The sequence below is a fragment of the Streptomyces sp. SID3343 genome (assembly GCF_009865215.1).
Lineage (GTDB): Bacteria > Actinomycetota > Actinomycetes > Streptomycetales > Streptomycetaceae > Embleya.
Window position 1 is genome coordinate 1 of record NZ_WWJX01001369.1, and the last position, 210, is coordinate 210.

The window sequence follows — 210 nt, forward strand, 5'->3', positions numbered from 1 at the left end:
GTCCTGGCTCTGCTGGCCGCGGTGGTCACGGTCTGCTTCACCGCCGACGCCGCCGACACGGTCCGGCTGGAGGTGGGATCCGACGCGAGCGCGGCCGGCGTGCTGCAGGCCGCCGGGCTGTTGTTCTTCGCGTTCGCCGGCTACGCCCGGGTGGCCACCCTGGGCGAGGAGGTCCGCGACCCCGCCCGCACCATCCCGCGCGCCATCCCC

General features: G+C 76.2%; 1 pseudogene. It reads left to right on the forward strand.

Annotated elements, in window-relative coordinates:
* Positions 1-210: pseudogene (locus tag GT354_RS43230) on the forward strand (amino acid permease); the annotation flags it as partial.